22 protein-coding genes and 1 tRNA gene are annotated in these 23,475 nt (G+C 27.8%); 16 read left to right on the plus strand and 7 right to left on the minus strand.

The window, feature by feature from the left end; translation table 11 throughout:
• Positions 1 to 6 precede the first annotated feature (6 nt).
• The 4 genes from prmA to AB0T67_RS10640 all read left to right on the plus strand — a co-directional run bounded on the left by prmA (position 7) and on the right by AB0T67_RS10640 (position 2,164).
• Positions 7 to 846: a 50S ribosomal protein L11 methyltransferase gene (prmA, locus tag AB0T67_RS10625; protein ID WP_369220280.1), complete on the plus strand. Its 840-nt coding sequence runs from the start codon at positions 7 to 9 to the stop codon at positions 844 to 846.
• Positions 847 to 1,122, plus strand: coding sequence for an ATP-dependent Clp protease adaptor ClpS (locus AB0T67_RS10630; protein WP_369220281.1), 276 nt, complete (start codon positions 847 to 849; stop codon positions 1,120 to 1,122).
• A gap of 1 nt (position 1,123) precedes the next feature.
• A complete protein-coding gene (locus AB0T67_RS10635; protein WP_271230568.1) occupies positions 1,124 to 1,396 on the plus strand; it encodes a hypothetical protein in 273 nt (90 codons plus the stop codon).
• A gap of 405 nt (positions 1,397 to 1,801) precedes the next feature.
• A complete protein-coding gene (locus tag AB0T67_RS10640) occupies positions 1,802 to 2,164 on the plus strand; it encodes a VF530 family protein (RefSeq protein WP_369220282.1) in 363 nt (120 codons plus the stop codon).
• An 86-nt stretch (positions 2,165 to 2,250) separates the two neighbouring features.
• Here AB0T67_RS10640 and AB0T67_RS10645 read toward each other — a convergent pair whose 3' ends face one another.
• The 5 genes from AB0T67_RS10645 to AB0T67_RS10665 all read right to left on the minus strand — a co-directional run bounded on the left by AB0T67_RS10645 (position 2,251) and on the right by AB0T67_RS10665 (position 5,268).
• Positions 2,251 to 3,072 carry a hypothetical protein gene (locus AB0T67_RS10645; RefSeq protein WP_369220283.1) on the minus strand — a complete coding sequence of 274 codons (822 nt, stop codon included), beginning with the start codon at positions 3,070 to 3,072 and terminating at the stop codon, positions 2,251 to 2,253.
• A 209-nt stretch (positions 3,073 to 3,281) separates the two neighbouring features.
• Positions 3,282 to 3,355: transfer RNA gene (locus AB0T67_RS10650), tRNA-Arg, on the minus strand.
• An 83-nt stretch (positions 3,356 to 3,438) separates the two neighbouring features.
• A complete protein-coding gene (locus AB0T67_RS10655) occupies positions 3,439 to 3,663 on the minus strand; it encodes a putative signal transducing protein (protein WP_369220284.1) in 225 nt (74 codons plus the stop codon).
• A 12-nt stretch (positions 3,664 to 3,675) separates the two neighbouring features.
• A complete protein-coding gene (locus AB0T67_RS10660; protein WP_369220285.1) occupies positions 3,676 to 3,828 on the minus strand; it encodes an SsrA-binding protein in 153 nt (50 codons plus the stop codon).
• Positions 3,829 to 3,924: 96 nt separating this feature from the next.
• Positions 3,925 to 5,268 carry an HlyD family secretion protein gene (locus tag AB0T67_RS10665; RefSeq protein ID WP_369220287.1) on the minus strand — a complete coding sequence of 448 codons (1,344 nt, stop codon included), beginning with the start codon at positions 5,266 to 5,268 and terminating at the stop codon, positions 3,925 to 3,927.
• A 450-nt stretch (positions 5,269 to 5,718) separates the two neighbouring features.
• Between AB0T67_RS10665 and AB0T67_RS10670 the strand changes: the two genes are divergently transcribed.
• On the plus strand, positions 5,719 to 6,663 hold the full coding sequence (locus tag AB0T67_RS10670; protein ID WP_455432247.1) for a calcium/sodium antiporter: 945 nt from the start codon (positions 5,719 to 5,721) through the stop codon (positions 6,661 to 6,663).
• A 218-nt stretch (positions 6,664 to 6,881) separates the two neighbouring features.
• On the opposite strand, the gene AB0T67_RS10675 is transcribed toward AB0T67_RS10670, so the two are convergent.
• Positions 6,882 to 7,904: a glutamine synthetase beta-grasp domain-containing protein gene (locus AB0T67_RS10675; protein ID WP_369220289.1), complete on the minus strand. Its 1,023-nt coding sequence runs from the start codon at positions 7,902 to 7,904 to the stop codon at positions 6,882 to 6,884.
• 223 nt (positions 7,905 to 8,127) lie between these two features.
• On the opposite strand from AB0T67_RS10675, the gene AB0T67_RS10680 reads away from it, so the two are divergent.
• Positions 8,128 to 10,311 carry a glutamine synthetase III family protein gene (locus tag AB0T67_RS10680; RefSeq protein ID WP_369220290.1) on the plus strand — a complete coding sequence of 728 codons (2,184 nt, stop codon included), beginning with the start codon at positions 8,128 to 8,130 and terminating at the stop codon, positions 10,309 to 10,311.
• A gap of 88 nt (positions 10,312 to 10,399) precedes the next feature.
• Positions 10,400 to 11,578 carry an AIR synthase related protein gene (locus AB0T67_RS10685; protein ID WP_369220291.1) on the plus strand — a complete coding sequence of 393 codons (1,179 nt, stop codon included), beginning with the start codon at positions 10,400 to 10,402 and terminating at the stop codon, positions 11,576 to 11,578.
• Positions 11,579 to 11,638: 60 nt separating this feature from the next.
• Here AB0T67_RS10685 and AB0T67_RS10690 read toward each other — a convergent pair whose 3' ends face one another.
• Positions 11,639 to 12,235: a Crp/Fnr family transcriptional regulator gene (locus tag AB0T67_RS10690; RefSeq protein ID WP_271230562.1), complete on the minus strand. Its 597-nt coding sequence runs from the start codon at positions 12,233 to 12,235 to the stop codon at positions 11,639 to 11,641.
• A gap of 66 nt (positions 12,236 to 12,301) precedes the next feature.
• Between AB0T67_RS10690 and AB0T67_RS10695 the strand changes: the two genes are divergently transcribed.
• The 9 genes from AB0T67_RS10695 to AB0T67_RS10735 all read left to right on the plus strand — a co-directional run bounded on the left by AB0T67_RS10695 (position 12,302) and on the right by AB0T67_RS10735 (position 23,450).
• A complete protein-coding gene (locus tag AB0T67_RS10695) occupies positions 12,302 to 12,763 on the plus strand; it encodes an HPP family protein (RefSeq protein ID WP_369220292.1) in 462 nt (153 codons plus the stop codon).
• On the plus strand, positions 12,753 to 13,958 hold the full coding sequence (gene hmpA / locus AB0T67_RS10700) for an NO-inducible flavohemoprotein (RefSeq protein ID WP_369220293.1): 1,206 nt from the start codon (positions 12,753 to 12,755) through the stop codon (positions 13,956 to 13,958). The genes AB0T67_RS10695 and hmpA overlap by 11 nt, the downstream gene beginning before the upstream one ends.
• A 145-nt stretch (positions 13,959 to 14,103) precedes the next feature.
• Positions 14,104 to 16,509, plus strand: coding sequence for a TonB-dependent receptor (locus tag AB0T67_RS10705; protein ID WP_369220294.1), 2,406 nt, complete (start codon positions 14,104 to 14,106; stop codon positions 16,507 to 16,509).
• 65 nt (positions 16,510 to 16,574) lie between these two features.
• Entirely contained in the window at positions 16,575 to 17,690 is a 1,116-nt protein-coding gene (locus AB0T67_RS10710) for a C1 family peptidase (protein WP_369220295.1), read from the plus strand.
• A 114-nt stretch (positions 17,691 to 17,804) separates the two neighbouring features.
• Entirely contained in the window at positions 17,805 to 19,250 is a 1,446-nt protein-coding gene (locus AB0T67_RS10715) for a DUF389 domain-containing protein (RefSeq protein ID WP_369220296.1), read from the plus strand.
• Between the two features lie 222 nt (positions 19,251 to 19,472).
• Positions 19,473 to 19,829, plus strand: coding sequence for a response regulator (locus AB0T67_RS10720; RefSeq protein ID WP_369220297.1), 357 nt, complete (start codon positions 19,473 to 19,475; stop codon positions 19,827 to 19,829).
• Positions 19,826 to 20,695: a hypothetical protein gene (locus AB0T67_RS10725; protein ID WP_369220298.1), complete on the plus strand. Its 870-nt coding sequence runs from the start codon at positions 19,826 to 19,828 to the stop codon at positions 20,693 to 20,695. The genes AB0T67_RS10720 and AB0T67_RS10725 overlap by 4 nt, the downstream gene beginning before the upstream one ends.
• Before the next feature lie 43 nt (positions 20,696 to 20,738).
• Positions 20,739 to 22,172 carry a glycosyltransferase family 2 protein gene (locus tag AB0T67_RS10730; protein ID WP_369220299.1) on the plus strand — a complete coding sequence of 478 codons (1,434 nt, stop codon included), beginning with the start codon at positions 20,739 to 20,741 and terminating at the stop codon, positions 22,170 to 22,172.
• A 9-nt stretch (positions 22,173 to 22,181) separates the two neighbouring features.
• Positions 22,182 to 23,450, plus strand: a complete 1,269-nt coding sequence (locus AB0T67_RS10735) for a YaiO family outer membrane beta-barrel protein (protein WP_369220300.1) — start codon at positions 22,182 to 22,184, stop codon at positions 23,448 to 23,450.
• Positions 23,451 to 23,475: the final 25 nt, after the last annotated feature.

Genomic DNA, 23,475 nt, shown 5'->3' on the forward strand with positions numbered 1-23,475 from the left:
AAAATAATGGATAATATTTATATAGAATATAATTTTGAAGTAACTCCTAAAGATCCAGCAACTGAAATTTTAATTGCTGAATTAGGTGGTATTGGTTTTGAAAGTTTTGTAGAAAATGATAATGGAGTTACAGCATATATTCAGCAAAATGATTGGAAAGAAAATATCTTAGAAGATGTTTTTATATTAAAATCTGAAGAGTTTTCAATATCTTTTAATCATAAAGAAATTGAACAAACAAATTGGAATGCTGAATGGGAAAAGAATTTTAATCAAATTCAAGTAGATGATTTAGTAAGTATAAGAGCGCCATTTCATGAGAACCCTAATTTAAAGTACGATATTGTTATTGAGCCAAAAATGAGTTTTGGTACAGGTCATCATGAAACAACTCACATGATGGTACAGCATTTAATTGATTTAGATATCACCAATAAAAAAACATTAGACATGGGCTGTGGAACAGGAATTTTAGCAATTTTTGCTGAAATGAAAGGCGCACAACCTATTGATGCTATTGATATTGATGCTTGGTGTTATGAAAATTCAGTAGAAAACGTAGAAAGAAATGGGGGTAAGCATATTTCGGTTTTTGAAGGAGATTCATCTTTATTAACCGATAAAAAGTATGATGTTATTATTGCAAATATCAATCGTAATATTTTATTGAGCGATATGGAAATATATACAAGTTGCTTGAATAAAAAAGGTATTTTATTATTAAGCGGTTTCTATAGTGAAGATATTCCTCTGATAGATGCGGAAGTTTCAAAATACGGTTTAACATTAAAGAAAACAATTAAAAGAAATAATTGGGTAGCTTTGCAGTATCAAAAAACAGTGTAAATGAGTACGATAGAGAAAATACAAGAAGAGCTTGATGTTTTGGTAGAAGAAACAAAACAGCATGAAATTATTTTACATAATGATGATGTAAATTCTTTCGATTTTGTAATCGATAGTTTGATTGATGTTTGTAATCATACACCAGAGCAAGCAGAGCAATGTTCTGTGTTAGTTCATTATAAGGGTAAATGCGCCGTAAAAACAGGTGAGTATAAAGATTTAGAACCAAGATGTAGTAAGTTGTTACAATTAGGTTTATCCGCAGAAATAATTTAATATGGAAAGTATTTTTAGGTATTACGAATTTTCTGATTTTATAAATGATAAATCGGCTTCTTTTTCGGGAAATGAAATTTGCTACACAGTATTAAATGAAGAACATTTTTTAATTTTTGAGAAAGATAAAGAAACTTATAACTTATATGTTTCTAAATATAATAATGAAAATGAAATAGGTGTTAAGCCTCCTGAAATACTAGAGGTACTAGTTGAAAAATATAATAAATCAATACCAGCTCATCGTGTATTTTTAAGGAAATATTTATATTAAAAACTCAAAAAAAAACTTTTTTTGAGTTTTTTTTTGTTTTAATGTGACGCTTTAAATATAAGCGTGTCTTATATAGTGTAAGTAGTTTACAAAATAAAAATAAGAAATATAAAAGCTTTAAAATGTCCTCGGTTACTTCTCTGAGTAAGATAAATGCCTATAGATTCCCTTTTTAGGAACCTTCGGAAAAGAGAAGTTTTAATAGATTTTAAAGTATTAAAAATAGTAGTAGTTAGTTTTTATACTAAGTTTGGTTAGATGAAAAGGCCTTAAGCGGAAGCTTAAGGTCTTTTCTATTTTATATATTTTCGTTTTTTTAATATAATTTGTTTTAAAAGGAGCTTCTGAAATTAAAAATAAGTAAATTTTAATTCCTAATTTTGATTAAAAATAGGGTAATTAATAATGGATATCAATAATAATAATAATCAGCCAACTGATAAACAGCAGGAGTCAAAGTTTTCAGAAGATGTAGCGTTAAAAAATGAGGAAAACTCGAAGGAAGAAAAACCTGTTAAACGAAAAAGAAGACAGGCTACTCAAGAACAATTAAATAATCCACTTCACGGAGTAAAATTAGCTCAAATTTTAGAGAGTTTAGTTGCGTATTATGGTTGGGAGTATTTGGGAGAACGTGTGAATATTCGTTGTTTTATAAATAATCCTACGATGAAATCAAGCCTTGGTTTTTTAAGAAGAACAACTTGGGCTAGAGAGCATGTTGAAGATGTTTATTTAGAAATGTTAAAAGAAAAAGAATCAGATTAGATATCAATAAGAAACACTTTTCAATAAAAATGAAAAGTGTTTTTTGTTTTTGGTTAGTGTTAAGGTGTGGTTTTTGTTTTTATAAATTAATTTAAATTTTCTTCTTCAATTTTTTTATTTAATTCAATTAACGCTACTCTTACTTTTGCTATTTCATTTTTTAAAACTGTATGATTAGCTGGATCGATTTCATCTAATATTTTTAATAACTTATTATGATCATATTTAATATCATATTTTTCTATTTCTGTAGGATTATCAGAAATAAAATCAATTAACTTTTTTACATATTCTAAATTATAGATTCCTGTAGTAAAATCAAGTTTTTCTTCTTTTTCATTATGGAGGTAATAACTATATAATAGGATGTATTTTATTCCTTCTAATGTATAATTAATTGTTGCATAAGTTTCTTGTTCTTTAGCACAGAATTGCGCAAGAGATACATTTAAATTACCCATAGTAAAATAGGAATCTCCTTCAATCTTATCAATTCTTTCTAGTTCTTTATCGAATTCTGCTTTTTGAAGTTCTATTCTTTTTTTAGCTTTAACTTCTACTTTTTTTATTTTCTTATTAATAGATGCAAATGTAATAAGCCCTATTAAACCTACTATAAAAAGATAAAAACCTGTTTGAAGATTTAAAGATGTAGCATAAAAATCTGTTTTTGACCTTAAAGAAATTAATTCTTTTTCAGTAGAAATATTTAAATCTTTTACTGTAGTTATTTCTTTAGAAATATGAGCAAATTTGGAGTGGAATAAGTTTATTTGATTTTTTAAACTATCTATAGTTTTCGTTTTGTTAATTTCAATTACATTTTTAACAATTTCTGTTTTTTTCTTTTGGCTTACCATAGCAATAGGTGCCATTATTATTAATAATATTAATAATGTTTTTTTCATAGTATTGGGCGTTTATTTTTAATGAATTACTAAGATAGTATTAAAAAAACAAAAACCGATAAGACATTTATACGATTTCAACAAAAGACAAAACGAATAAAAAATAGATAGGTAAAAGTAATTGAAGAGCTGTTATAAGAAAAAATAGCTTGAAGATTCTTCTTTAAAAGCAAAAAACACTAAGAAAATAAATTCTTAGTGTTTTGTTGTGACCTCGGCTGGATTCAAACCAGCAACCTCTTGAGCCGTAATCAAGTGCGCTATTCAGTTGCGCCACGAGGCCGTCGTATTGCGAGTGCAAATCTACAACTGTTTTCTGGTTTAAAAAAATAAAATTGTGTTTTTTTTACTTTTTTTAAAAAAAAATTATTCTAACTCTTTTTTGAAGTTATTTATTATCTCTTTAGATTTCTCATTATCAGATTTATATATAAATAGTTCAGAAGAATCACCTGTAGAACCAAAACCTGCTAATCTTCCAGATTCTTTTGAATCTTTAATTAAACTAGGAATTTTTGCTTCATCAAGTAAAAAAGCAAGCCTATTTGCTAAAATTGAAGTTCCTGTGTATACTTTAATGTGTTCTTTCATAATTTAAAATTTTTAATCTAATGAATTTATAGTAATAAAGGCACGCCACCCAATAATTGCTAATTGAATTTTAGATGCTTTAGAAATATCTAAATCTCTTTTTGTAAAAGAGGGCAGTAGTAGTTTATTTATTTTTGCTATAGCTTTAAAAAAATATTTTTTCATTTTATATTTAATTCTACCTCAAAAATACTTTAAAAAATAACCTATTACTATTAGGTGAAATATCTTTTACTTCACCTAATAGTAAAAATACTAATTTTATTTTTTATTTTCCATCATTTTTTTAGCAAGACTAGCACCAATTAAGGATTGTAATAGACTTCCGTTTGTATTTACTCCATTCTTACTTCCTTCAATATAAGTAGAAGGTAGTTTTAGGTCTTTTATTTGCTCTGCTACTCCTACAGCTGTTTTATATTCCCATTCTGCTTTTTCTTGTGGTGTTAGACCTGCACTTACTAATTTAGCATTTTCATAGTACTGTGCATCTGCAGCAACTTTTTTACTTTTAGCTTTATATTGTTCAACTTCAAATTGCTTTTTTTCTTTTATTAGGTTAAATCCAGCAACTTTAGCTTCTGTTTCTGCTTCTATAGTTTGTTGAATTTGAATTTTTTCTAATCTAGCTCTTTCTTTTGCTTTTTCAGACTCTCCTTTTGCAACTTCTTTTTTAGCTCTATAGTATTCACGTTCGGCTTGTTGTTTTTCTAATTGAGTTTGTGCAACTTCATTTTTTTGTAAGTCTAAACGTTCATCAAAAGAAGCTTCCCAATCTATACCTGTTACTTGAGCTTGGTAAATTTTTAAACCATATTGTTTTAAAGTATTAGAGTTATCTCTACTAATACTACCATCTTTAGCTCTTTTTATTCTAAACTTTTTTTGTTTGCTTGATTTTCCAATTTTTATTTTTCTAATAGTAGTTGTATCTCCTACAATTTCATTATTATTTTCAGCTTCGTAATATTGTTCTACTTGATACATTCCATTTTCTAATTGATCTCTAAAATATCTATCAAAATCAGAAGCTTGTCCAGAAATATAATCTTGAGCATCCATTAATTTACAAGTATTTTTTATAGCAGCATCAATATTTGGTAAAACTCTTCCGTAAATCAATTTAGATTCACTTCTATTTCTATCTGCCATGTTTAAGAAAACAGCTTCATCATTAATATTTACACCAACAATTACAGAAGTACTTATTTCAGCTTTAATAGCATCGCTAAATTCCCATTTTTGAGCTTTTCTATTATAAATTCCTCTATCACTTTTTGGTAATTCACTTTCATCTTTAACGATAATGTCTTTTATTGATGTTTCATATGATAAAGGAATAATTCTTCCCCACCATTTTAATTTTAAACCTTGAGTGGTTATCATTTTATCACCTCCTGATACGTATTGTACGGCATAAGCAGTACCTGCATCTGCATAAAAAAACATTCCTGTTATAATACTCATAAAAGCACCAAGTGCTGTTAATTGAATACTTCTTTTTAAAGTAAACCAAGTTAATATTTTATTGTCTTTTATAATAGATTTTAATACAATGGTTATTAATCCTGTAATAATTAGTAATACTCCGATAAATGTTAGCATAGATTTTTGTTTGGTTTTAAAAATTAATTAATATAAAAAGGTGATAATTGTTGCAATTTTTATTGCAATAATTATTAGTTTAAGCGTAATAGCAATCATTTTTTTGAATTTTAAGTTAGTTAGTTTTTTGAATTTTTTATGAATATATAGTAAAGCCAAGTATATTTCCAAAAAGATATTTATAGTTTGATTTATTTGAGTTTAAATAATAACTTAAATAACATTAAATGGTTTAATTATGAAATGTCATTATCTATAAATGTGTTTTAATTTGTAGTTGAATAATTTATTTATTGTTTTAAAGTGTAATTGTGTAAAGGGCTTTTGTTCTTTTTTTTAAAAATTAAATTAAAATAAGTGCTGATAAATGTTGTTTTGCTCTTTTTTAAAGATTTTTTGTGTTTGTTTATTTTCAAGTCAAAGTTCTATATTTGCGTAAAAAATATATTGATGGATATTGTATACATAGCATTAGGATTGTTATTATTAGTTCTTGGAGGGAATTGGCTTTTAAAAGCAGCTGTAGGATTATCATTAAAATTAAATATCCCTAAAGTAGTAATTGGGATGACGGTTGTTTCTTTTGCAACCTCTGCACCTGAATTGATTGTTAGTATTAAATCAGCTTTAAACGGATCTCCTGGTTTGGCTGTGGGAAATGTAATTGGTTCTAATATTGCAAATATTGGTTTGGTATTAGGTATTACATTAATTTTATCGACTATTGAAGTTGAGAAAAATTTCTATAAAACAGATTGGCCTATAATGATGCTTGCATCTGGATTATTGTATTTCTTTATCGCTTTTGATCATACGATTCAACAATATGAAGGTATTATTTTATTTACTGTTTTAGTAGTGTTTTTAGTTTATTTACTACGTTTTCAGAAAACACCAGTTGAAGTTGATGAGATTTCAGAAGATGATGAAAATATGCCCGTATATAAAGTTATCGCTTTTTTAGCAGTTGGAGGTTTCTGTTTGTGGTTAGGTTCTGAATGGTTAATTGATGGAGCTACAAATTTAGCTAAAAGTATGGGAGTAAGTGATGCAATTATTGGAGTTACAGTAGTTTCAGTAGGAACAAGTGTACCTGAATTAGCAGCATCAATTATTGCAGTATTAAAAAAGGAAAAAGCGATTTCTTTAGGAAACTTAATTGGTTCGAATGTATTTAATATTTTGGCAGTTTTAGGAATTACATCAATTATTACGCCTATAAAATTAGGTACTGATGCTTTAAGTTTAGTTAATAGTGATATTTATTGGATGTTGGCAATTTCATTTATTGTATTGCCATTTGCATTTTTCCCAAAGAAATTACGTTTAAACTGGATACACGGAATTATATTATTAGTCGCTTATACAACATTTGTATATTTAAAATTGAGTTAAGTATCTGTTTAAAAAATAGAATTTAAGGTTATTAAGTTTAGCAAAATTTCTAGCCCCGATTGAAGCAATTGTTTGAGCTCTTTTTTATTTTTTTCTTTTGAAAAATAAAAAAAGCGAGTGCGGAAAGCGGGAAATTGCTTCAAATAATTTTTATAAAATATAGCACAAAAAAAAGCCCTTAAATTAATTTAAGGGCTTTTTATATTTTTTATAAGATATTATAAATTATCGCAAACAGGTTTTACCGTTTGTATAATTCTTGAAGCAATTTTATAAGGGTCTCCGTTTGAAGCAGGTCTTCTGTCTTCTAAATATCCTTTCCAATCGTTATCAACTGTTAAAATAGGAATACGAATTGAAGCACCTCTATCTGAAATTCCATAACTGAAATCGGTAATAGAAGCAGTTTCGTGTAAACCTGTTAAACGTTGGTCGTTGTAAGCTCCGTAAATATCGATATGTTCTTTAGTTACTGGTCTGAAAGCTTCACATATTTTCATGTAAACTTCTTTAGAACCACAAGTTCTTAACACAGTGTTAGAGAAATTTGCGTGCATTCCAGAACCATTCCAATCTCCTTTTACAGGTTTTGGGTGATACTCGATGTAGTAACCATATTGTTCTGTTAATCTGTCTAATAAATATCTAGCAATCCAGATTTCATCACCAGCAATTTTTGCACCTTTAGCAAATAATTGAAATTCCCATTGCCCTGAAGCAACTTCTTGGTTAATTCCTTCAAAGTTTAAACCTGCATCAATACATAAATCAGCATGTTGTTCTACGAAATCTCTACCGTGAGTATTTCTTCCACCAACAGAACAGTAATACATTCCTTGAGGTCCAGGATATCCGCCAACAGGAAATCCTAAAGGAAGTTGTGTTTTTCTATCCATGATAAAATATTCTTGTTCAAAACCGAACCAGAAATCGTTATCATCATCATTAATAGTAGCACGAGCGTTAGATTCGTGCGGAGTTCCATCAGAATTAAGAACTTCAGTCATTACTAAATATCCGTTAATACGAGCAGGGTCAGGATAAATTGCAACAGGTTTTAAAACGCAATCAGAAGCGCCTCCTGAAGCTTGTCTTGTAGAAGATCCATCAAAAGACCAGTTTTTTAGCTCTTCAAGTGTTCCTTGAAAATTTTCGTGCTCTTCAACCTTTGTTTTACTTCTTAGGTTTTGTGTTGGTTTGTAACCATCTAACCAAATGTACTCTAACTTAATTTTTGCCATGATAATAAGAATCTATTTTTATGATCAAATTCGTTGCAAAAATAAATAATATATATTGTATGCTAAAATTTATAGGGGTGAAATATTTAAAATTAACTTTAATTTAATTTACCCCCTATTTTTTTAGGGGTTGTTATTTTTAATTGATGATATTATGTATTTTTGATGTTCAGTTTTATACTTTTTTAACTTTTTTTAACTTTTTTTTTAATACTTATATATAATGTCAACTTTAAGATTTAATGCTTTAAAAGAAATTTTACATAGAAAACCTGTTTTTATTGAAGAAAAAGGGCGTCGTTCGGAATTGTTTGGGAAAAATGTTTTTAACGAACAAGCAATGCGTCAGTATATGACAAAAGCTGCATATAAAAGTGTGATGGATGCAATTGAATTCGGAAATAAAATTGATAGAAAAATTGCCGATCAAATTGCGGTAAGTATGAAAGATTGGGCGTTGTCTAAAAATGCGACTCATTATACACATTGGTTTCAGCCATTAACAGGTGCAACTGCAGAAAAACATGATGCTTTTTTTGAAACGATTGAAGGTGGTGGAGCAATGGAACGTTTTGATGGTGGACAATTAGTACAACAAGAACCTGATGCTTCTAGTTTTCCGCATGGCGGGATAAGAAATACTTTTGAAGCTCGTGGTTATACGGCTTGGGATCCTACATCGCCAGCATTTGTGTACGGTACAACTTTATGTATTCCAACGGTTTTTGTTGCTTATACAGGAGAAGCTTTGGATAATAAAGCGCCGTTATTAAGAGCTTTGCAAGCTGTTGATACATCGGCAACAGCAGTTTGTAAGTATTTTGATAAAAATGTATCAAAAGTAAATGCAACTTTAGGATGGGAACAGGAATATTTTTTAATCGATACCGCTTTGGCTGCTGCTCGTCCTGATTTAATGATGACAGGAAGAACACTTTTAGGACATTCTCCTGCAAAAGGACAACAATTAGATGACCATTATTTTGGATCAATTCCTGATAGAGTGATGAGTTTTATGCGTGATTTAGAGCAAGAATCAATGCTTTTGGGGGTTCCTGTAAAAACACGTCATAATGAAGTTGCACCGAATCAGTTTGAGTTAGCTCCCATTTTTGAAGAAGCTAATTTAGCTGTTGATCATAATTCATTATTAATGGATGTGATGGAAAAAGTATCGCAACGTCATCAGTTTAAAGTTTTATTTCATGAAAAACCTTTTGAAGGAATCAATGGTTCAGGAAAACATAATAACTGGTCTTTAGCAACCAATACAGGTGTTAATTTATTGAGCCCTGGAAAAACTCCGATGAAAAATTTACAATTCTTAACCTTTTTTGTAAATACAATTAAAGCAGTTCATGATTATGAAGCATTAATTAGAGCATCCATAGCAAGTGCAAGTAATGACCATAGATTAGGAGCAAATGAAGCTCCGCCAGCAATTATATCAGTTTTTATAGGAACGCAATTATCCGAAGTATTAGACGAATTAGAAAACGTTACTAAAGGAAAATTATCTCCTCAAGAAAAAACAGATTTAAAATTAAATATCGTAGGTAAAATTCCTGAAATATTATTAGATAACACGGATAGAAACCGAACATCTCCTTTTGCTTTTACAGGAAATAAATTCGAATTACGTGCCGTAGGTTCTTGGTCTAATTGTGCAGGACCAATGACGGTTTTAAATACGGTTATCGCGAAGCAGTTAAAAGAATTTAAAGTTGAGGTAGATAAATTAATAGATGCTAAAAGTCTTAAAAAAGATGAAGCCATTTTTAATGTGTTAAGAGAATATATTAAGGAATCAAAAAAAATTAGATTTGAAGGCGATGGTTACGGAATTGAATGGGAAAAAGAAGCCGAAAAACGTGGTTTAAGTAATCATAAAACAACTCCAGAGGCTTTAAAAGCTAAAATATCAGAAAAATCAATTGCTCTTTTTGAAGAGATGAATGTGATGAATAAGATAGAAGTAGTTGCTCGTCATGAAATTGAATTAGAAGAATATTCAAAACGAATTCAAATTGAAAGTAGAGTATTGGCAGATGTTGCCAGAAATCATGTAATTCCTACGGCTATTCAATATCAAAATACATTAATCGAAAATGTAAAAGGATTGAAAGAGATTTTTGGAACTAGTTTTGAACAATATGCTAAAGAACAGCTTGATTTAATCAAAAAAATATCAGGACATATTGCAGGAATAAACTCTAAAATAGAACAAATGACCGAAGAACGTAAAATAACAAATACGTTTGTTGGTCAGAAAAATGCAGATAATTATTGTAATAAAGTAAAGCCCTTTTTTGATGAAATACGCTATCATTGCGATAAGTTAGAATTATTAGTTGATGACAATTTATGGCCTTTAACAAAGTATAGAGAATTGCTATTTATCAGATAAAAGAGAGGTAATAAAAAGAATTAACTAAAAATTAAATAGGAAACCCTTTTGAATTCTTTTAAATTTGCAGTCAACAACAACATAACACATGAGTAACGAAGTATCTAAACGCTACGCGCAAAGAGGAGTATCGGCATCTAAAGAAGATGTTCACAATGCTATAAAGAATATTGATAAAGGTTTATTTCCAAAAGCTTTTTGTAAAATAGTTCCAGATTATTTAACCAATGATGAAGATTATTGTTTAATTATGCATGCAGACGGAGCGGGAACAAAATCTTCGTTAGCCTATATGTATTGGAAAGAAACAGGAGATATTTCTGTTTGGAAAGGAATTGCACAAGATGCATTAATAATGAATATTGATGATTTATTATGTGTTGGAGCAACCGATAATATTATGTTATCGTCTACAATTGGACGTAATAAAAGTAAAATTCCTGGTGAAGTTTTATCAGCAATTATTAACGGAACTGAAGAGTTAATTGAAGATCTAAAAGGTTTTGGAGTAACTATTCATTCAACAGGTGGTGAAACTGCTGACGTTGGTGATTTAGTACGTACAATTATTGTAGATTCTACCGTAACAGCTCGTATGAAACGTACTGATGTTGTTGATAACGCAAACATTAAAGCTGGTGATGTAATTGTTGGTTTGGAGTCTTTTGGACAAGCAACTTATGAAACTGAGTATAATGGTGGAATGGGTTCTAATGGATTAACATCTGCTCGTCATGATGTTTTTGACAACTATTTAGCAACCAAATATCCTGAAAGTTTTGATGCAGCTGTTCCTGAGGATTTAGTGTATTCGGGGAAAATGAAATTAACAGATGCTGTTGAAAATTCTCCAATTGATGCAGGTAAATTAGTTTTATCTCCAACAAGAACATATGCACCAATTATTAAAGAAATTTTATCAAAATTTAATTCTGATACGGTTCACGGAATGATTCATTGTTCTGGTGGAGCGCAAACTAAAATTTTACATTTTGTTGATGAGTTACATATTGTAAAAGATAATATGTTTCCAGTTCCGCCTTTATTTAAATTGATACAAGAGCAATCAAAAACAGATTGGAAAGAAATGTATCAAGTATTTAACTGTGGTCATAGAATGGAAATTTATGTATCTCCTGAAGTTGCAGATGATATTATAGCGATTTCAAAATCGTACAATGTGAATGCACAAATTGTAGGTAGAGTAGAAGCTTCTGAAACCAAAAAACTTACTATAAATAGTGAATTTGGGACTTTTAATTATTAAATAAAAGTATATTATAAAAAAAGCCTCAGTAAAACTGAGGCTTTTTTTTATGTTTTAAATTTAATAATATATTTTTTTGTTAATGATTTTTACTAATTTTTTAGCTTCCATTTTTTTGATGGTTCTAATTGTAGCTTCAATACTTAAGCCTAGTAAACCGGCGATGTTTTTTCTTGTAAAATCTATTTTTAAATTAAAAGGTAGGTTGTTTTCGTGAATATCATTTTTTAAGTAATTTAAAAGAGTTAAAATAGCTTCTTCCGCAGAATTAGATGTAATACCATTTGCTATAGTTGCTTTAAAATAAAGTCTTTTAGAAATCATTTTTGTAAAAGCATAATGCACTTCATTATTATTTAATAATAGCTCTTTAAAAATTTCTTTTTTTAAACGATAAACCTTTAATGAGTTTAAAGCTATTGCGTTTGCAGGATAATTTGTATCAATTAACAAAGGTGGTTCACCAAAACTTCTGTTTTTACCAAAAATACCTTGAATAAATTCATTACCACTTTCATTATAGTAATTCATTTTTACACCACCACTTATAATTTGATAGTAGTATTTAGGACTATTTCCTTTTTCAAAAAGATACTCTCCTTTTGAAAAATGAACGATTTCACAACCATATTCTTTTAATGTTTTTTCTTTTATCATATGATTTAAGTCATAGGTTATTACAAATATAGTAAAGTAGTTTTGCCACTCAACAAAGTTAAGAAAATGAATAACATAGTAAACTACTTACTATCAATAGCATGTTTTACCTGTATTTATTTGTTTCATAAATTTTTATTTAATGGAATTGAGACTACTTATATTATAGCTGCTTTTGGAGCTTCTGCAGTTTTAGTTTTTTCAAATAATACAATAAAACATTCAGCTATTAAAGTGTTTATTAGTTCGATACTAGCGGCTTTTATTGGTGTATTGTTAAATGAGTTTGATTTCGATTTAATCATTAAAATAATACTAGCGATAAGCTCTTGTATTTTAATAATGAACCTTCTTGATATAAGTTATCCTCCTGCAGGAGCTATAACTCTTATTCCGTTATTGTCTAATTCAGAAATAGAAAGTTTAGGTTATTGGTATGTTTTATATCCAATTACAACAGGTTTATTAATTATTTATTCATTTTCAAAATTAAAAGATAAATTAAATACAATTAATTATGGCAAGTAAAAAAACAATTGAAATCGTAAAATCAACAGCCCCAGTTTTAGAACAACATGGAGAAGCTATTACGAAAGTTTTTTATAGATTACTTTTTGAAAATCATCCAGAGTTAAAAGATATTTTTAACATGACTAATCAAAAAAAAGGAAATCAACCGAAAGCATTAGCAAATGCTGTTTTTAAATATGCGCAACATATTGATAAATTAGAAATGTTAGGTGGTATGGTAGATACCATTGTACAAAAACATGTAAGTTTGTCTATACCAAAAGAAGGATATCCTATTGTAGGAGAAAATTTATTAGCAGCAATCAAAGATGTTTTAGGTGATGCAGCAACCCCTGAAATAATGGATGCTTGGGCAGAGGCTTATGGAGATTTAGCAGCTATTTTTGTTAGTAAAGAAGAGGCTATTTATACTGATAAAGAAAGTAGTATAGGTGGTTTTAGAGGTATGAAAGAGTTTGTGGTAGTTAATAAAATATTTGAAAATGATGTGATTACATCATTTTATTTGAAAAGAAAAGATGAAGAGCCAGTACCTAGTTTTATTGCTGGGCAATATATTGCTTTAAATATTGAAATACCAAATACACCTCATAAGCATACTCGAAATTATAGTATGTCAGATTCTAATGATAAAGATTATTTAAGAATTAGTGTTAAAAAAGAAACTGGTAATCCTGATGGAATAGTTTCAAATTATCTACATTCTGATGTTACTATTGGTGATACTTTATTAATAGGGATGCCTTCAGGAGAATTTGTTTTACAAGAAACTACTCAACCATTAGTTTTAATAAGTGGAGGTATAGGAGTTACACCTATATTGAGTATGTTTAAAGAGGCTGTTAAAAATAAAAATCAAGAAATTATAATTATCCAATGTGCTTTAAATAGCGATACTCATGCTTTTAAAAATGAAATTGATGCGTTGCTAAGAGATAACTCAGCTTCGGTATCAGTTTATAGTAATCCTTTAAAAAGTGATGTATTAGGTGAAAATTATGATTATCAAGGATATTTAACAAAAGAAATTTTAAATTATTTAGAAATTTCTAATAATAGCGATTTCTATTTTTGTGGACCAACGCCTTTTATGGCAAATGTTTTAGATATTTTAGATGATTTAAATGTTGATAATAATCATATAAATTATGAGTTTTTTGGACCTGTAGAAGAACTAAAACTTGTTCACTAACAGACTATTTTACATAATAGCTCTTTTAGTTTATAAAACTAAAAGAGCTGTTTTTATTGATATAAAATTTTCATATTTTTTGATGAAATTCAATTTATTTTTATTGAACATTATGTACTTTAGCTAGTTGAAAATTGTTTTATTTATGAAGAAAGTATTTATATTAATAATCTTATTACAGACATTAATTGTAGTAAGTCAAGATAAAAATAATGGTGCTATTTCAGGAAAAATAATTGATGCTAAAACAAGAGATGTTATTCCTTTTGTAAATGTATTGGTTTATGGAACCACAAAAGGAGTTGTTTCTGATGAAAATGGAGCTTTTAAAATAACTAATATTCCTTTAGGATATAATAAAATACAAGTATCGTTTATTGGTTATGAAACGTTAATTTCTGATGAATATTTAGTTACAAATGATAATATCCCGTTTGTAACCATTGAATTAAAAGAAAGTGAGACTAATTTAAATGAAGTTGAGGTAAAGGCTAATTTGTTTAAAAAATCGGTACAAAGTCCGTTGTCTTTACAATCTTTAGGAGTTGCTGAAATTGAAAAAAATCCCGGAGGAAATAGAGATGTTTTAAAAGTAATTCAATCTTTTCCTGGTGTTGCTTCTAATCCTGGTTTTAGAAATGATATTATAATTAGAGGAGGCGCAACATCTGAAAATAAATTTTATTTAGATGGTATTGAAGTTCCTGTAATTAATCATTTTCAAACACAAGGCGCAACTGGTGGACCTGTAGGAATAATGAATGCCGATTTAATTCGTAAGGTTGATTTTTATTCGAGTGCTTTTCCTGCAAATAGAGGAAATACGTTAAGTTCGGTTATAGAATTTACACAAAAACAAGGAAATCCAACTGCTTTAAATACAAGAGCTACTTTAGGAACTTCTGATGCAGGAATTACTTTAGATGGTCCTTTAGGTGATAATACTACTTTTATGTTGTCTGTTCGTCAATCATATTTGCAGTTTTTATTCAAGCTGATAAAATTACCTTTTTTACCAACTTATAACGATTTTCAGTTAAATGTAAAATCGCAATTATCAAAAAATAGTGAATTATCAATAATTGCTTTAGGAGCAATCGATAATTTTAAATTGAATGAATCTGTAAATGATGATATAACAGATGAAGATATTTTAAAAAGAAATAATATTGTTTTAAACACTGTTCCTGTAAATAGTCAATGGAATTATACGGTTGGTGCTAGTTATAAGTATTTTGCTGAAAACTCGACACATTTAGTGGTTTTAAGTAGAAATGAGTTGAAAAATACTGCTGAAAAATATTTTTTGAATCAAGAAGTACCAGCAAATTTATTGTTAGATTATAATTCTAAAGAAATAGAAACTAAGTTTCGATATGAAAATAATTTTAGCACTTCAAATAATTATAAAGTTAACATAGGTACAAACATAGAAACGGCTACTTATTTAAATAATACGTATCGAAAAGTGGCAAATTCTCAAGGAGTTTTTGAAGATACTTTTAATTCTGATATCAATTTTATTAAATATGGTGTTTTTGGTCAGATATCAAAAGAATATTTAAATAATAAATTAGGTGTTTCCTTCGGATTTAGAATTGATGGTGTTGATTATAATAAAGAAATGAAAAATTCATTCAATCAATTTTCGCCAAGGCTTTCACTAAATTATAGCTTAAATGATAAAATGAGTTTAAGTTCATCGGTAGGGCGTTATTATCAATTACCGTCTTATACTGTTTTAGGGTTTAAAGATAATTCAGGAGAATTTATCAACAAAAAAGGATTAAAATATATACAGTCAGACCATTTTGTAAGTGGATTATCATACAAACCAAATACGAGTTCTAAAATTACTTTTGAAGGATTTTATAAAGCATATGATAATTATCCATTTTCAGTAAGAAATCAAATTAGTTTGGCAAATTTAGGAGCTGATTTTGGTGTTGTAGGAAATGAAGAGGTCGTTTCTAATTCAAAAGGACGTGCTTATGGTTTTGAAGTTTTGGCTCAGAAAAAATCATTTAATGGTTTATACGGATTAGCTTCATATACTTTTGTGAGAAGTGAATTTAAAGATGCTTTAGGAAGTTATATTCCTTCTACTTGGGATAATAAACATCTTTTAACAATAACGGCAGGAAAAAAATTAAAGAAAAATTGGGAAATAGGAACTAAATTTAGATTAGTTGGAGGAAGACCTTACACGCCTTATGATAGAAATGCTTCATCATTAAAAACTAATTATGATGTTGCAAATGGAGCTATTTTAGACTTTTCAAGATTAAATGAAAAACGTTTTGATACATACACACAATTAGATTTAAGAGTTGATAAAACATGGTTTTTAAAGAAAGTAGCTATTAATTTATATGTTGATATTCAGAATGTTTACGCTAGTAGTGCTAGTGAGCAACCTTTTTTATTACCAATAGAAGATGCTGATGGACGAGTTTCAAACCCTAATGATTCATCAAGATATGTTTTAGAAGAAATAGAAAGTACATCGGGTAATGTTTTACCAAGAATAGGAGTGATTGTAGATTTTTAATATGTCTAAATTTTTAATATTCTGTTAAAAAATAGTAAATTGCTCGTCTAACTTAAATTTATTCCATGAAAAACTTGTTTATCGGAGCCGCTTTTTGCTTTTTAAGTATCGGTTCAATTACAGCTCAACAATACAAATTCAAAACAGTAGAAGACGTAGAAAGTACTCAGGTAAAAAGTCAAGGAAGTACAGGTACTTGCTGGAGTTTTTCAACAACTTCATTTTTAGAATCGGAAGTTATAAGATTAACAGGTAAAAATATTGATTTATCAGAAATGTATACGGTTCGTAATACGTATTCAGAAAAAGCTAATAATTATTTATATCGTCAAGGAAAAGCACAATTTAGTCAGGGAGGTTTAGCACACGATGTAATTAATTCGGTAGCAAATTACGGGTTAGCTCCTGAGCAAGTTTTTTCAGGTTTAGATGCTGGTCAAGATAGACATAATCATGCAGAGGTTGTTGAAGTTTTAAAATCGATGTTAAACGCTTACATTAAAAATCCAGCTAAAGAATTAAGCCCTAGATGGAAAAAAGCAACAGAAAGTGTTTTAGATGTTTATTTAGGTGAAAATAAAAAAACATTTAATTTTGATGGAGCTAGTTATACTCCAAAAAGTTTTGCAGAACACATCAAAATTAACCCTGAAAATTATGTTTCATTAACTTCTTTTCAGCATGCAAAAATGTATGATGAATTTGTATTGAATATTCCTGATAATTTTTCAAACGGGGCATTTCATAATGTTTCATTAGATGAATTAGTTTCAGTAACAGAAAATGCTATTAAAAAAGGATATACAATTGCTTTAGACTGTGATGTTTCTGAAAAAACATTTTCATCAAAAAATGGTATTGCAATTATTCCTGCTAGCAGTTCAGAAGGTAAAAAAGGTTTAACTGAATTAGTTAAAGAAAAGAATATTACACCAAGTTTTCGTCAATCAGAATTTGAAAACTTTAATACTACAGATGATCATTTAATGCACATTGTCGGATTAATGAAAGATCAGAAAGGAAATAAGTATTTCAAAGTAAAAAATTCTTGGGGTTCAAAAGTAGGAAATAAAGGATATATTTATATGTCTGTCCCTTATTTTAAATTAAAAACAATTTCTGTATTATTACATAAAGATGGAGTTTCAAAAGGTTTAAAAAAGAAACTAAACATTAAGTAACTCTTATTTTAAAATTATAAATAAAAAGCTCGAAGATATTTCTTCGAGCTTTTTTGTTTTTATAAAATAAAGCGAAATTTTGTATCTTTCCTGCGTTATAAAAAATAAATATATATGGAAGAAAAGATAAATAAAGATAAAAATGTAGCGGAGTCTAAACAGGCTGTTCATGAGGATGCAAAAGGTTTATGGGAAAGTTTTAAAAAGTTTTTGGTAGAGCTGTTAGATTTTCGTGATGATACGGATCAAGAAGCAACTATTGAAGCGATAAAAGTAGATATTCCTTTTAAAGGTGCTACAGCTTGGATTTTAATTTGTTCAATATTCGTTGCATCTATTGGTTTAAATGCAAATTCAACAGCGGTTGTTATTGGAGCGATGTTAATATCTCCATTAATGGGACCTATTTTAGGAATAGGAATGTCGTTGGCTATTAATGATATTGACACCTTAAAAAAATCAATGGTAAATTTAGCAACCATGATTGTTTTAAGTTTATTAACAGCATTTTTGTTTTTCTTTTTGTTTCCTTTAAAAGAAGAAACATCAGAATTATTAGGTAGAGTAAAACCTGATATTAGAGATGTATTAATTGCCTTTTTTGGTGGTTTAGCTTTAATTATAGCTCGTACAAAAAAAGGAACAATAGCATCGGTAATTTTTGGAGTTGCAATTGCTACGGCATTAATGCCACCTTTATGTACAGCTGGGTATGGTTTGGCTATTGGTAATTTTGATTACTTTTTTGGCGCAATGTATCTGTTTACTATTAATACTATTTTTATAGCATTAGCTACTTTTGTAGTATTGAAATTATTAGGATTTACAATGATTCGTTATGTGAATTCTGAAAAAAGAAAAAGAATAGCACAAATTGCTTCTTTTGTTGCTTTTTTAGTAATGGTTCCTGCAATATTTACTTTTGTTAGTGTTTATAAAGAGAGTGTTGTTAAAGCTAATTATGATAAATTTTTAAAAGAGGAAGTATTTGCTAATAAAGATTTATGGTTACAGCGAGAAAATATAGATAAGAAAAGTAAAAAAATCAGCTTGTTTTTTAATGGTGATGTAACAGATGCTACAGAAACTTTTTTAAGAAATGAATTAAAAACATATCCTAAATTAGATGTTTACGAGTTAGTTGTAAATGAAAATAAAGCACGTAGTGTAGATAGAGTAGTTGATGCTTATGATAGAGCAATTGTTGATTTAGATGAAAAAGATAATATTATTAAAGGATTACAAAGAGAAATACAAGACTTACAAAAAACTATTTCAACATTAAATAATAGTATAGAACAAGAGGCTTTAAATAGAGATAAAAATACTGTACCATTTAGTAAAATAGCAAAAGAAGCTAAAATTAGATTTAATGATATTAAAGCTATTAGTTTTTCTAAAAGATTATCTTCAAAAGACTTTATTAAGATTGATACTATTCCAGAATTATCAGTTAAATGGAGTTCTAAAATTTCTGATTCAATAATTAAGGACAAAGAAAAAGAACTTAAAAATTGGTTACAAAAAGAACTTAAAATAGAAATAAATTTAGTTAAATAGTCTTTCTTTTTACATAAAATTAATGTTTTATTAATCAATGTTCCTATTTAATTTAAAGTTAAATAGGAATATTTGCATGTCTAAAAATTACTGTTTTATACTTGATATAATTGGTTTGAATTATATCAAGTATGAATTTCTAGTGCTTTTTAAATAAAAGTTCCCCTTTTATTTTTGAATTTAATAAAACTAAAAAATAGTTTTCACTTTATTTAATAAGACATGAAAAAGAGTATTTTAATAGTAAATAATGATGTTAGTATTTCATCTTTGATTAAAATGATGTTATCATCAGTAAACACTATTTTTAAAATTACTAATTCATATGATGAAACAGTAACAACGCTTAAAGATAATAAATACGATCTTATTATTACTGATGCAGCAATGAAAGGTAGTTTTACTTTTCAATATTTAGAAGACTTAAAAAAAATGGCGAATGAGTCACCCATTGTTGTAATGTCTGAAATAGATCAAGATGTTATTGTACATCTTGCTAAAAAAATAGGAATCAATGATTTTATTTCTTTTCCTTTTACTTCTTTAGATATCCAAAAATCGATTAATTGTTATTTATGAGTGTCTTTAATATCCTATGTATTATTGTAGCTGTTTTATCTTTTTTACTTGTTTTATTATGGGGTTTTATTATCTTTTTTATAAAAGAAAAAAAAGTTCATGCTAAAAATAAAATAAAATTTGAAAAAGAATTTTTAGAAGGAATTATTTCCGTTTATTCAAATGTTGAAATAAAAGAAACTGAAAAGAAGCTTAAAAGTTTAAAAAAATACCTAAAAAAAGATTCAGAATATCTTTGGAGATCAGCAGCTATATTTGTTAAATTTAATCGTGTTGTAAAGTTTTCTAAGAAGAAGAAATTTCAAAAAATTTTTAAATATTTACGAGTAAATAATATACTTGCTAAAAAAATGCTTAGCAAAAATTGGTATGTTAAAGCTAAAGCAATATGGTTATCTTATGAATTTGAGTTAGAAAAAAACATTAAAATAATTAGTCGTTATAAAGATGATGAAAACACTTTAGTACGACGTGAAGCACAAATAGCAATTGTTAGTTTTTTAGGGTGGAGGAGCTTATCTTTTTTTCCTTATATAACTAAAAAAATTTCATTGTGGCAACAAATCAGAATTATTGAAAAGTTAGCACAAACCAAAGATGAGTTAGATTTCGCTTATTTAAATAAGGCATTGGCTTCTGAAAATAAAAGTGTAATAGAATTAATAATCAGAATTATAAAAAATTTTAGGTTAGAACAGTATAAATCTTATGTTACAGAGCAACTTTTTTCGAATAATTATAAGTTAATAAATATAGCTGTTGAAACCTTAAGAGTTTTAGAAACATCTGTTGATGAAATCAAAACAATTGAAGTTGAATTTTTAAATAAAAGTAATAATACTAGTATGAAAGTAGAAGTATACTAGTTTATTTTCTGCAGTGTATTAAAGTTAAAAATAAGCTTAGTTTATGGATTATTTTGTTAGAAGTAGTATTGAATACTTCTTTTTTATTTACGGTGTTTTAATTTTTTTTATTTATTTCTTATTAATTTTTTTAGCATCAAAAGCTATTAAAAAATCAAAAAAAAAGGCTACTTTTTTAAACGTTCATTATATTAAAGGTTCTCATGATTTACCTTCTATAAGTTTAATAGCACCTGCTTACAATGAAGGAAAAACAATTATAACAAATGTAACATCATTATTGTCGATACAATATCCGTTCTATGAATTAATTATAGTAAATGACGGAAGTAGTGATGATTCTATGAGTCAATTAATAAATGTTTTTAATTTAATTGAAATTCCTTTTAAAAAAAATACAACAGGAATATCATGTGAAGAAATTAAAACAATTTATAAAAGTTCAATTCCAAAATATGTTAATTTAACAGTAGTAGATAAACTAAATGGAGGGCGTTCTGATGCTATTAATTGTGGGATAATTTTCGCAAAATCAGACTTGGTATTATGTACTGATGCTGATTGTATTATAGAGCAAGATGCTTTATTAAAAATGGTGCGTCCTTATATTGAAGCTACAGAAAGAGAAGTAATAGCGAGTGGTGGTATCATTGGTTTAGCAAATGATTCTGTAATTAAAAATGGTATTCTTAAAGAGGTGAAAATGCCTGAAAAAATGTTACCACGCATACAAATAGTCGAATATATTAGAGCTTTTTTATTAGGTCGTATGGCTTGGGGACACATTAATGGTTTGATGCTTGTTTCAGGAGCTTTTGGCTTGTATTCAAGACATAGATTACTCGAGGTTGGTGGACTTGACAAAGATACTATTGGTGAAGATTTAGAGCTGTGTATACGATTACGAAAACATATGGAAGACTTAAAAGAACCATATAAGGTTGTTTATATTCCTGAAGTTTTATGTTGGACAGAGGCTCCTCCTGATTTTAAAATTTACATTTCACAGCGAGATCGTTGGGCGCGTGGCTTATGGGAAACAATGTATAAACATAGAAAGTTATTTTTCAATAAAAAATATGGTAATATGGGGAAGTTCTTTTTTCCATATTGGGTTTTCTTTGAATTAGGAGCTCCTATAGTAGAATTTTTAGGGATGCTATATATAATATATTATATAGTTAATGATTTTATTTATTGGCCAGTTGCAATTCTTTTGGCTATAGCTGTTTATTTATTAGGATGTTTATTTTCTACTGTTGCTATATTAATGTATTCGATACACTATAAGCATTACTCAAAACCAAAAATGATTTTACAATTATTAATAGCCTCTTATGTAGAGTCTTTTTATAGTCATCCTATAATGTTATATGCGCAGTTAAAAGGTTTTTTTAAGAAGATATTTAAAATAGATACAGGTTGGGGTACTATGTCTAGAGAAGGTTTTAATGAAGAAGAAAACCAAGAAAGTTAAAATATACGAATGATGATATTTGATAAAGAGATTGTGTTTTTTAGAAAAATAATAACTGTTTTTTGTCTATTTTATTTAACGATAATTCAAGCACAAGATATTTCGGTAAATGTAGATTCTTTATATTATAAAGCTAATTATTTATACAAAAATAAAGAATATAATAAAGCATTTTTAATAGTAAATAAGGCACTTAATATAGCTCCTGAATATATTGATATTCGTGTTTTACGTATAAAAATATCTCAACAATTACTCGATTTAGATTCATCAAAAAAAGACTTATTAAAGCTTTTGTCTTTAGATAAATCTGAAGATTATAAAATATTTGTATTTAATCAGCTAAATAAAATTGAAACGACTAAAAGACTCACCGATTTTATTAATGAAGTTGATGTGTTTTATAAGAATAATTCTGATTTTGATTTATTTGTTGCCGAATCTTATTTTCGATTTAAAGACATTCGAAGTACTAGAAATGTAATGTATAAAATAAGTAAGCGTATATTAAATGATAAACAAAAATATAGATATCGTTTACTTCTTAAAAAAATCAATAAGAATCAGATAGGTGTTTATTACGATATAACTACTTTTAAAAAAGAATACTCAACTCAAAAAACGTGGCATACTACTCAATTAGAATACATGAATTTTATAGGGATGCATTCAGTAGGAGTACGTATAACTCATAGCAAACGTTTTATTGATGATGCATTTTTATATGAGCTAGAATCGTATCCTGTATTTAATCAAAAAATATATGGATTTGTTAATGTTAGTGGTTCTTCTAAATCAGATTTTTTTCAAAATTTAGGGATAAAATCATCAATATATTATACTGTTTTAAAGTGGCTTGAGGTTGAAGCTGGTTTTCGTTATTTAAGTTATAATACAGATGATTTTACATCTTATGTAATTGGAGCTACTTCTTATCAAAATAAATTTTATTTAAATGCTCGTGTATTTATTGGACCCAAAATAGGTGATGATTTTATACAGAATTATCAAGCAAATATTCGTTATTATTATAAAAGTGCCGAAGATTATTTATTTTTAAGAGTAGGAACAGGTATTTCTCCTGATGAATCATCAAGATTTACACAGGTTATACCTAATCCAAATTTAAATTCTTATTATATAAATTTAGGAGCTACAAAATCAGTAAGTCATAATTATAATGTATCTGTAGGGTTTGGTTATTTAACAGAAGAACTTAGTAATAATAGAGAAGGGAATCAATTACAAGCAAATATTGGATTAAAATATCGCTTTTGATAAAACTACGGAAAATCAGGATGTG

The organism is Tenacibaculum salmonis, from assembly GCF_041053065.1.
Taxonomy (GTDB): domain Bacteria; phylum Bacteroidota; class Bacteroidia; order Flavobacteriales; family Flavobacteriaceae; genus Polaribacter; species Polaribacter pacificus_A.

Excerpts from the sequence above, each read along its gene's own strand:
- AB0T67_RS10655 (WP_369220284.1), bottom strand. The coding sequence starts at position 3,663 with ATGAAAGAACACATTAAAGTATACACAGGAACTTCAATTTTAGCAAAT.
- AB0T67_RS10645 (WP_369220283.1), bottom strand. The coding sequence starts at position 3,072 with ATGAAAAAAACATTATTAATATTATTAATAATAATGGCACCTATTGCT.
- AB0T67_RS10675 (WP_369220289.1), bottom strand. The coding sequence starts at position 7,904 with ATGGCAAAAATTAAGTTAGAGTACATTTGGTTAGATGGTTACAAACCA.
- AB0T67_RS10670 (WP_455432247.1), top strand. The coding sequence starts at position 5,719 with ATGGATATTGTATACATAGCATTAGGATTGTTATTATTAGTTCTTGGA.
- AB0T67_RS10735 (WP_369220300.1), top strand. The coding sequence starts at position 22,182 with ATGATGATATTTGATAAAGAGATTGTGTTTTTTAGAAAAATAATAACT.
- prmA (WP_369220280.1), top strand. The coding sequence starts at position 7 with ATGGATAATATTTATATAGAATATAATTTTGAAGTAACTCCTAAAGAT.
- AB0T67_RS10665 (WP_369220287.1), bottom strand. The coding sequence starts at position 5,268 with ATGCTAACATTTATCGGAGTATTACTAATTATTACAGGATTAATAACC.
- AB0T67_RS10725 (WP_369220298.1), top strand. The coding sequence starts at position 19,826 with ATGAGTGTCTTTAATATCCTATGTATTATTGTAGCTGTTTTATCTTTT.
- AB0T67_RS10640 (WP_369220282.1), top strand. The coding sequence starts at position 1,802 with ATGGATATCAATAATAATAATAATCAGCCAACTGATAAACAGCAGGAG.
- AB0T67_RS10715 (WP_369220296.1), top strand. The coding sequence starts at position 17,805 with ATGGAAGAAAAGATAAATAAAGATAAAAATGTAGCGGAGTCTAAACAG.
- AB0T67_RS10705 (WP_369220294.1), top strand. The coding sequence starts at position 14,104 with ATGAAGAAAGTATTTATATTAATAATCTTATTACAGACATTAATTGTA.
- AB0T67_RS10635 (WP_271230568.1), top strand. The coding sequence starts at position 1,124 with ATGGAAAGTATTTTTAGGTATTACGAATTTTCTGATTTTATAAATGAT.
- AB0T67_RS10690 (WP_271230562.1), bottom strand. The coding sequence starts at position 12,235 with ATGATAAAAGAAAAAACATTAAAAGAATATGGTTGTGAAATCGTTCAT.
- AB0T67_RS10720 (WP_369220297.1), top strand. The coding sequence starts at position 19,473 with ATGAAAAAGAGTATTTTAATAGTAAATAATGATGTTAGTATTTCATCT.
- AB0T67_RS10685 (WP_369220291.1), top strand. The coding sequence starts at position 10,400 with ATGAGTAACGAAGTATCTAAACGCTACGCGCAAAGAGGAGTATCGGCA.
- AB0T67_RS10695 (WP_369220292.1), top strand. The coding sequence starts at position 12,302 with ATGAATAACATAGTAAACTACTTACTATCAATAGCATGTTTTACCTGT.
- AB0T67_RS10630 (WP_369220281.1), top strand. The coding sequence starts at position 847 with ATGAGTACGATAGAGAAAATACAAGAAGAGCTTGATGTTTTGGTAGAA.
- AB0T67_RS10660 (WP_369220285.1), bottom strand. The coding sequence starts at position 3,828 with ATGAAAAAATATTTTTTTAAAGCTATAGCAAAAATAAATAAACTACTA.
- AB0T67_RS10730 (WP_369220299.1), top strand. The coding sequence starts at position 20,739 with ATGGATTATTTTGTTAGAAGTAGTATTGAATACTTCTTTTTTATTTAC.
- hmpA (WP_369220293.1), top strand. The coding sequence starts at position 12,753 with ATGGCAAGTAAAAAAACAATTGAAATCGTAAAATCAACAGCCCCAGTT.
- AB0T67_RS10680 (WP_369220290.1), top strand. The coding sequence starts at position 8,128 with ATGTCAACTTTAAGATTTAATGCTTTAAAAGAAATTTTACATAGAAAA.
- AB0T67_RS10710 (WP_369220295.1), top strand. The coding sequence starts at position 16,575 with ATGAAAAACTTGTTTATCGGAGCCGCTTTTTGCTTTTTAAGTATCGGT.